The organism is Mesorhizobium sp. BHbdii, from assembly GCF_053848045.1.
On sequence record NZ_JBSPKX010000075.1, the window covers coordinates 1 to 621 of the forward strand.

The window sequence follows — 621 nt, forward strand, 5'->3', positions numbered from 1 at the left end:
GATCGGGTCGACAAGCGCGTTCATCTTCATCCAGATGCGCGAAGGCCTGCCTGCCAGGGCATGGGCGATTTCGCCTGATAGGTGCTGCAGGATGCGGTTGCGCAGTGTGAATGGCGAGATTGCCAGCCGCATTTCGGCGGTCGGCTCGGCATAGCCGGTGATGAAATTGAACAGCTGGGCGACGTCGCGGGCGATCGTCGGATCGGTGGTGAAGAAGGACAGGTCGGTGTAAATGCGCGCGGTGACCGGATGATAGTTGCCGGTGCCAAGATGCACGTAGTTGCGCAGCTTGCCATCCTCGCGCCGCACCACCAGCGACATTTTCGCGTGGGTCTTCAATTCGAGGAAACCGAACACGACCTGTACGCCGGCGCGCTCGAGGTCGCGCGCCCAGCGAATGTTGGCTTCCTCGTCGAAGCGCGCCTTGAGCTCGACAAGCGCGGTCACCGACTTGCCGGCCTCGGCCGCGTCGACCAGCGCGCGCACGATCGGGCTGTCGTTCGAGGTGCGGTAGAGCGTCTGCTTGATCGCCACCACCTCGGGATCGGCCATGGCCTGACGCAGGAACTGCACGACGACGTCGAAGGATTCGTAGGGGTGGTGAACGATGATGTCCTTCTC

The 621-nt window shown here is 62.8% G+C and carries 1 protein-coding gene; it reads right to left on the reverse strand.

The features are described 5' to 3' along the window. On the reverse strand, positions 1-621 hold a 621-nt coding region (locus ACWTU8_RS31910; protein WP_455851266.1), incomplete at both ends, for a phospholipase D-like domain-containing protein.